Here is a 7,941-nt window from a genome sequence, read left to right as displayed (position 1 = left end):
CGGCCAGGTCAGGCAAAAGTACAGGTGTTGTTCTGCCTGCTTTATTGACCTGGACTGAAAGTATGATCCTGCTCGACATTGGTGGTCAGTACCACACGAAGACTTCGGGCTGGCGCGCCTCACAAGGCCAGAACGTGTTTCGGTTTGAACCATCTGCAAGCGAAGGATCTGCCCGGTACAATCCTTTGGCAGAGATCCGAATTGGTACGCCCTATCAAAATAGTGATTGCATAAATGTTGCGACGAGTTTGCAAAGTTTCTGGGAGCCGGAAGCCTTCTTGTGGCTAACTTCTGCGATTTTGCATGTGCTTTACCAGGTGCGCGATGAGGAAGAGCGCACCGCAAATCTGGCCGATGTGCTGCGCTTCCTGTGTAGCGGCGTTGCCAATGGGCATGGCGAGAAAAGAGAAGAAGATCAGTTTATGAAGCTGTTGCTTCATATGGAAAATTATCAGCACGGCAATGAGGATGCAGACAAGGAGGTTCGGCGCGCAGCATCCCGGATACGACTGCATACGGCTGATAAACGCACGGACATTTCTTCAAGAGCTTTAGCCTCACTTGCGATCTTTGCAGATCCGCTCATAGCGCAAAATACGTCCGCCTGTGATTTTAACATCAATGACCTGATGAATGCTGGTCAGCCAACCAATGTCTATCTGGTCCTTCCACCAGCTGAGATTGGCCGCCTGAAAATGCTCATGCGCCTCATCTTGAATCAGGTGCTCACACGTCTGACAACAACCACGTTGCCTTATAAGCATCGTATGCTCTTGATGCTGGATGACTTCTGCCTGCTTGGCAAGCTGAACAATCTTCAGCGATTACTGCCTGTCCTGAAGGAGTATGGCATCAAGGCGTTTCTGGTTACGCCCGATATCAGCCATCTTCACAATGCTTATGGCCCTGACCAGTCCTTCTTATTTCACTGCCATGTGCGCATAGCTTACGCACCTTGCTACCGCGAAACTGCCCAGGTCCTGTCGAAAATGACCGGCACGATAACGTGCGAAAGTGATTTGCAGAGCTCGCAGCCTTTGATGACGCCTGAGGAGTGCATGCTCATACCAGGCCTCCAACATGACGACACCGGCAGTGTGAAGAAGGCCGGTAAGATGCTGATCTTCACCGCTGCTAAACCTACCATCTACACCCGGCAACTTTTATTCTTTGAAGATGAAGAGCTGAGTGCGCGCTCCAGGATGAACCCATCTGGCAACATCATGGACGGGAAACTTCAGTGATGCATATTTTCCCTCGTGTTGTCGCTCTTGTCTCCATCTTTGCCTTTGTCTGCGTCACCCTTGCAGGCTGGTACTACATGCTGGGGTTCGATCCCACCGACCCTGCGTGGTGGAAATGGCTTTATGCCTTTTACATTGAGACCAATGAACTCCCCCATGAGATCCTGATCCCGTTTGGCGGCGGGTTTGTCGCCATGATCATCATCATGATTGCTGGTCGTATCATCATGGAGCAGGCGGGTAACAAGACGGTCTCTGGTGAGCGCGATTCAGGCTCGCTGCATGGCACGGCACGTTTTGCTGAAGATGCTGAGATCAAGGGCATGGGCTACCTGCGCGGCAAAGGCGTTGTGGTTGGTGGTCTTGAAGACAAGTTCAAAAACGCGGCCATGCTGCGCCATGACGGACCTGAGCATGTGCTTGCCTTTGCCCCGACCCGGTCCGGTAAAGGTATCAGCGTGGTCATCCCGACCCTGCTGACCTGGATGGGAAGCACCATCATCCTTGATATCAAGGGTGAGAACTACGCTAAGACTTCGGGTTGGAGAGCGGCGCAAGGCCAGAACGTGTTTTATTTTGAGCCGACCGCAACCGAAGGCTCTGCCCGTTACAACCCCTTAGAAGAGATCCGCATCGACACCGATTTCCAGATTGGTGACTGCATGAACGTTGCCAAGATGATCATCGACACCTCCGGCAAGGGTTTGCAGAACTTTTGGGAACAGGAAGGCTTTTCGTGGCTGTCTACCGCCATTTTGCATGTGCTTTACCGGGTGCGTAATGAGGAAAAGCGCAAGGCAAATCTGGCCGATGTGCTGCACTTCCTGTCCGTTGGCGATGATGAAGCCGGTGATGATGAGCAAAAGCTGGATGCGCTTGTTAAAGCCAAAGCGGAGGGCAAGAAAAAGGATGAGGACGGGTTCGAAAAACTGCTGCTCGATATGGAGGGCTATGAGCATGGCAATGAGGGTGCTGACAAGGAAGTGCGGCGCGGAGCATCACGCATGCGCAAGCGGGCAGCCAATGAACGCTCTGGTGTCTCGTCCACGGCAACTGCACAGCTTGCGATCTTTGCAGACCCGATTATAGCGCGCAACACATCGGCCTGTGATTTTACCATTCATGATTTGATGAACGCGGATCAGCCGACCAATGTCTATCTGGTCCTCTCGCCTGCCGAGATCGGGCGCATGAAGGCGCTTATCCGCATCATCCTCAATCAGATGCTCACGCGCCTGACAGCCAAAATGTCCCATAATGAGGGTGAGACGCTTTACAAGCACCGCATGCTTTTGATGCTGGATGAGTTCCCCCAGCTCGGCAAGCTGGACATTTTTGAAAGCTCGCTTGCCTTCATGGCAGGGTATGGCCTCAAAGCTTTCCTGATCACGCAGGATATCACCCAGCTTCAAAGCGCCTATACCCGTGATGAGAGCATCATCTCCAACTGTCATGTGCGCATTGCCTATGCGCCCAATAAGATCGAGACGGCTCGTGTTCTGTCTGACATGACCGGCAAGACAACGGTGGTGCAGCGCAAACGCTCGGTTTCAAAGAATCTGGAACGGGGCGGAGCCAGTCTTTCGGAAAGTGTTTCTGAGACCTCACGGCCTTTGATGACACCCGATGAATGCATGCTGCTCCCCGGTCTCAAATACGATGAAGACGGCAGGGTTACTGCCCCAGGCGAGGTGCTGGTGTTCACAGCCGGTAAACCCACCATCAAGGGCCAGCAATACCTTTATTTCTTTGATGAGGTGATGAATGCCCGCTCCAAACTGAAACCTTCTGGCAACGTCAAAGCAGGGGTTCAGATTGAGAGCGGCAACAGTGCTCACCCTGCTGAAGATGGACCGACTTCGCCTGCGCAAGTTGGAACGCCAGAGCCCTCACCCAAGCCAGATATGGATAAACAGGTCGCGCCAGAGGTGATCCAGGAAGCTTTTGAGGCTGAGACTTGCAAATCCGGGACTGCAACTCAGAGCAATCCATTTCTTGGCCCCCTCAGCCGAGTTGCTGAAGGCCCGGCCACTGATAGCAAGGCTGGCGGCTCATGAGCTCAAAAGTTCTCATTCTTTCTGTCGTTTTAAACCCTGAGGAGATCCATCATGGCACAACGTGAGACCAAAGCCCCTGCCCGATCTAAGACACCCGTGCTTAAGCAAGGAAATGTGAGTGAGCCTGCAAACCGGGACAAGTCGGAGCGGACTTATCTGGCCGTTCCTTATGACGAGCGCGAGGAGGCTAAGAAACTTGGTGCCAGGTTTGACCGCAAAGCCAGGAGCTGGTTTGCGCCGACCGCAAAAGCCGTAAAAGCCACTTTAAAATGGTCCGTAAAAGGCAAGGCGCCTGCAGCTGAGCAAAAGCGCGATCCGCAAGGGGAGTTCAGTGATTGGATCCGGGCACAAGGCATGGATCTGCAGGGCTTGGCGCAGATGGATGGCAAATGGCACCGCATTGCCATTGCTGGCGAGAAGAAGGTCAAAAACGCCTCTTATCGTGGCTTCCTCGATGGCGGTGTTCCAAATGGCATGCTGCATAATTTTAAAGGAAGTCAGGAGAGCTGGACCTTTGATGGTCAGCAGCTTTCAAAGGATGAAGTTGGGCGGGCCATTGAAGCGGGGAAAAAGGCGTCTAAAGTCCGAGATAATGAGCGGAAACTGGATCAGGAGAAAGCTGCGAAAACAGCCTATGGGATCTGGGCCAACCTTACCGACTGGGCCAAGCCATCGAATTGCGAGTACTTGAAACGAAAAAACGTCCTCGGGTTTGGCGTGAAGCTGGATAAAGACGCGCGCATGGTCGTGCCGCTGCGCGATACAGATCTTAAAATCCACTCCCTGCAGTTCGTTGGCGAAGACAAACACTATCTCAAGCACGGCCGCAAAGAAGGCTTGTTCCATGCCATTGATCCAAAGCGCTACTTAAACGATGCGGACAAGCCTGGACAGGGAGATACGCTCGTCTTTGCAGAAGGCTATGCGACCGGTGCCTCCGTTCACAAACTCACAAACAAACCAGTCATCGTGACGTTTGATGGTGACAATCTGGTCAAGGTTGCCACAGCGCTGCGTGACAAATTCCCGGACGTGACCATGCTGTTTGCAGCTGATGATGACCATCATTTACCCCTTCGCGAAAATCCATTGCCCAACAAGGGGCTGGAAAAAGCCAATGAGGCGGCAACGGCCGTTGGCGGATATGTGGTGGCCCCTCCCCTTACCAGCTCTGAAAAAGAAAAAGGTCTGACGGATTGGAATGATCTGTGTGTGGAGCGCGGACACGACAAAGCAGTCTTCCAATTCCTCACACGCGCTCGGGCAGCGTTAAACCTGGGAAACGCGCAGGACCTTCAGATCGATACCACAAAATCTAAACAGCAAAGCTTTGAGCAGGAGATGAGCTTATGAAAATCGACAAGACAGGTTTTAAGTTCGGAAGAGGAAAGAATGAGAAAACGGCAGCGTTCAACCTGTACATGCCGCTCAGCGTGATTGCTGATATCAAAAAGCGGGCCAAAAAGCTGAACTGGAAATACGGTCATTACGTTGCCTACGTTTATGAAAACGTTGCCCATCCGGACCCGGCAAAACTAACCGCCATTGATGAGCTGAAAAAGGTCAATCACGACCAGGCGCGGTTGGGTAACCTTTTGAACGCTGGACTGGCCGATATGGCGTTCAGGGCCAATCACGGCGAGATGGAAAAGCTCTTGCACGATATTCGCGACACGCAAACACAGATCAAAGCAAAAGTAATGGCGCTCTGAACCATGATTGCACACAAGATAGACCGCAAATCCGGACAAAACTCTTTTAAGGCGCTGGCGCGTTATGTGGCCGCCGCCAGGGAAGACAATGAGAAGCTGGGCGATCTTTGGATTGAGAATTGTGAGCTGGCAAGCACCAAAGACGAACTGGAGCTTGCCATTGTCGAGATTGAAAACACGCAAAAGCACAACACCCGTGTGAAGGGCGACCGCTCCTATCACCTGGTGATCTCATTTGCGGAAGGGGAAGTGCCCGAGCTGGCGGCCATGAGGGGCATTGAAAAGTCTTTCGCCAAGGCGCTTGGCTTTGAAGAGCATGAGCGCATCATCGGCACGCACACCAACACAGACAACTACCACATGCACGTGGCGATCAATCGGATTCACCCCAAAACCTACAAGGTCCATACGCCCTATATGGATTTTGAGGCTCTGGAGCGCACCCGTCTTGAGATGGAAGTGAAATACGGCCTGACCCGGACCAACGCCAGGGGCGAAGTGCTGGAGAAGACCAATCCAAAGGCAAGGGACTATGAGGCCAACACCTATGAGGTCTCCTTTTCCACTTATGTGAAGGATTACAAGCCTGAACTCTTGAAGATCCGGGAGAGTGCCAAAACATGGCCCGAACTTCACGAGGGCCTTGCGGCGTATTCGCTGGAGCTGAAGCAGCGCGGCAATGGGCTGGTGTTCAAGGAGCTGGACGGCCCGCGTTTGGAAAAGGCCAGCACGGTTCACCGTGACTTTTCTAAAAAATCTCTGGAAGACAAATTCGGCCCCTATCAGGCACCGGAGAAAGATCTCTCTCAGGCTAAGCGCAAGGATCGCTATGAGCGCAGGCCGCTATATGACCGGCACCGGGAGAGTGATTTGTGGGAGAAGTTCACCGATCAGCTCAGTAAACCCAAGCGCAAACGCAAACACAGCTGGAAGTCGTTTCTAACGGATTACGCTCAGCTCAATCATGCGGCCATCGAGATGCTCAAGGGTGAGGAAGCCATGTTGTCCCTGATGGGACTTGGGTCAAGACGACAACCAGGACTGCTGGAGAAGCATTTTGGAGTGAAACTGCAGAAACAAAAGCAGAAGAAGCAAAAGAAACAGAACGCAGAACTGGAGCGTTAATGCATGGGGACCGCCCTGCCCCTACCTCTGGCGCTGTGTGGTGCTCACAGCATTAAAGGCAAGGAGCTGGTCTAGTGCTTTTGAAACCGGTCAATGAGATCTGATGCAGGAGGTGCATTGAATTGAGGACGATAATCAGATCGCTGCAGCAGGTTGTTACGACGCAATTCTGTTGGCGGATGCGAGTTCAGATAGTGAGCAAGAATGTTGGTTCCACTGCGCTCTTCACAAAGGCTACTGAAGACCTCGCACATACGCTCTTTGCCGAGCAGCTTTTGCGAGAACTCGTCCGCACGATACTCAGCCATGCGCGAGGTCAGATTGGTCACCTTGGAGCCAATCTTGATGAGCAGGTTGCATGGCAAAACAATGAGAGAGAAAAACAGGCCGACGAATGGGATCTTGCACAGCAAGTTGTTAAGGCTGAGCGGGATCAGGAACGGCCAGAAAAGAGCTGTGGTGATGGAGGTGTGAACCGTATCCCAATGGCGCAAGTGACCGACTTCATGGGCGATCATCGCGGCCAGTTCTTCAAGTCCACGCTCGCGAAACTTGGTATCAAAAAGAGTTCCTTGAAACAGGGCAATCCGGTTGCGGCCAAACGCGCAGGCATTGTAATTGCGCCTGTCAATCACGCGCCAGACAATGTGGGGCAGTTTGATGCCTTTGGCGTCAGCGATGGTCTGCAGGTACTCAAAGGCGGCTTCAATCTGCAAAAGCTCCCGCTCAGAGGGCCTACGAGCCCCAAGTTCGATATCATTGAAGAACTCGATCAGACCTGGCACGCGCAGGATAAGCCAGAACAAGACGATCTGAATGCATGCAATCAGAAGGGAAGATTCTTCCGGGATCTGGAACGGGAGCCCAGCAAATGTGTTGATTGCCCAAGTAATCGGCATAGCAACCCAAAACAAAGCGATGTGAGCTGCAAAAGCAATGATGGACCAGGAAATAAACCAACTCAAATCAATAGCTATGTGTCTGAATACTCTGCGCATTTGAATGTCCCTCCATTGGTTTTATTTTACAAAACTCTAAAGACATTCTCAATGAAACCTGGGTGCGTTCTTCTTTTGTTCACAATTAATTCAAGTATAATTAACATGTCAAAGTAACAGTGCTCATTATCTATAATGTAGATGGGATCAAATGATAAGTAAGGCTGAAGTCAATTCACTTGGGGACTTAGGTGAATCCATAGTTATATTCGAAGAATCTATGAATGATTGATCGGAAGTCAGTCTTTATACGTGAGTTGCACGTAAAGTGACTAAACTTGTACTTTTTAAAAGAAAAGGGATTTGAAACAATTGCATGAAATTTAGCGAAAATCTCAAGGACAAAAGCAATCAGGGCACTGCCCTATAAAAAAGTAAACCCTGGAAGCCAGAGGCCGCCAGGGAAAACAACATAGAATTCAAGATTAGCACCTGAATTTCTATGTTGTCCTCCCACAAATTGCAAGAGTGAAGAACGCAATAATTTTTGCGAACAGGAAAACTCACTCTGAATTTGGCTCAAAGCTTCCAGTGAAGACGGAATATTTGGAATGTTTATTGATGCCTATATGCCAGATGAGGCAGCGGCAGTGTTTGGAATCGGCAACACATCGCGCCAGCAAAATGAGAAAGCAGAAGTCGCGGCCAGAGGTTTTACTGGTCTGCCGGTCGGTGTGAGCCGGTGGGATGTGCTCTCGCTGGTGAAGAAGCTGCAACGCGAGCTTGGCTTGACCGCAACACAAGTTGCGCATCTGGAATTTCTGGTGGGTTATACCCGCGATCAGGATTGGCAGAGCGGCAGCAA

The 7,941-nt window shown here is 51.4% G+C and carries 7 protein-coding genes; 6 read left to right on the top strand and 1 reads right to left on the bottom strand.

Annotated features, from left to right (window positions below; genetic code table 11):
* The 5 genes from PPL9_RS17615 to traI all read left to right on the top strand — a co-directional run.
* Positions 1–1,244: type IV secretory system conjugative DNA transfer family protein (locus PPL9_RS17615; protein WP_152986736.1), on the top strand; the 1,244-nt coding region annotated here is incomplete at its 5' end.
* Positions 1,244–3,301: a type IV secretory system conjugative DNA transfer family protein gene (locus PPL9_RS17610; protein WP_082596945.1), complete on the top strand. Its 2,058-nt coding sequence runs from the start codon at positions 1,244–1,246 to the stop codon at positions 3,299–3,301. The genes PPL9_RS17615 and PPL9_RS17610, both read left to right, overlap by 1 nt.
* A 51-nt stretch (positions 3,302–3,352) precedes the next feature.
* On the top strand, positions 3,353–4,654 hold the full coding sequence (locus PPL9_RS17605) for a DUF5710 domain-containing protein (RefSeq protein ID WP_057463924.1): 1,302 nt from the start codon (positions 3,353–3,355) through the stop codon (positions 4,652–4,654).
* Positions 4,651–5,013, top strand: coding sequence for a hypothetical protein (locus PPL9_RS17600; protein ID WP_057463923.1), 363 nt, complete (start codon positions 4,651–4,653; stop codon positions 5,011–5,013). The genes PPL9_RS17605 and PPL9_RS17600 overlap by 4 nt, the downstream gene beginning before the upstream one ends.
* 3 nt (positions 5,014–5,016) lie before the next feature.
* Positions 5,017–6,138: a TraI/MobA(P) family conjugative relaxase gene (gene traI, locus PPL9_RS17595; protein WP_057463922.1), complete on the top strand. Its 1,122-nt coding sequence runs from the start codon at positions 5,017–5,019 to the stop codon at positions 6,136–6,138.
* Positions 6,139–6,209: 71 nt separating this feature from the next.
* On the opposite strand, the gene PPL9_RS17590 is transcribed toward traI, so the two are convergent.
* Positions 6,210–7,136: a M48 family metalloprotease gene (locus PPL9_RS17590; protein WP_057463921.1), complete on the bottom strand. Its 927-nt coding sequence runs from the start codon at positions 7,134–7,136 to the stop codon at positions 6,210–6,212.
* 551 nt (positions 7,137–7,687) lie between these two features.
* On the opposite strand from PPL9_RS17590, the gene PPL9_RS17585 reads away from it, so the two are divergent.
* Positions 7,688–7,941 (top strand): helix-turn-helix domain-containing protein (locus PPL9_RS17585; protein ID WP_152986733.1); only part of this gene is annotated, 254 nt, incomplete at its 3' end.

This window comes from Pseudovibrio sp. POLY-S9, assembly GCF_001431305.1.
Lineage (GTDB): Bacteria > Pseudomonadota > Alphaproteobacteria > Rhizobiales > Stappiaceae > Pseudovibrio.
The sequence above is the reverse complement of the archived record's forward strand: the minus strand, read 5'-3'. Positions and strand labels throughout refer to the sequence as shown.

Excerpts from the sequence above, each read along its gene's own strand:
- PPL9_RS17610 (WP_082596945.1), top strand. The coding sequence starts at position 1,244 with ATGCATATTTTCCCTCGTGTTGTCGCTCTTGTCTCCATCTTTGCCTTT.
- PPL9_RS17605 (WP_057463924.1), top strand. The coding sequence starts at position 3,353 with ATGGCACAACGTGAGACCAAAGCCCCTGCCCGATCTAAGACACCCGTG.
- PPL9_RS17600 (WP_057463923.1), top strand. The coding sequence starts at position 4,651 with ATGAAAATCGACAAGACAGGTTTTAAGTTCGGAAGAGGAAAGAATGAG.
- traI (WP_057463922.1), top strand. The coding sequence starts at position 5,017 with ATGATTGCACACAAGATAGACCGCAAATCCGGACAAAACTCTTTTAAG.
- PPL9_RS17590 (WP_057463921.1), bottom strand. The coding sequence starts at position 7,136 with ATGCGCAGAGTATTCAGACACATAGCTATTGATTTGAGTTGGTTTATT.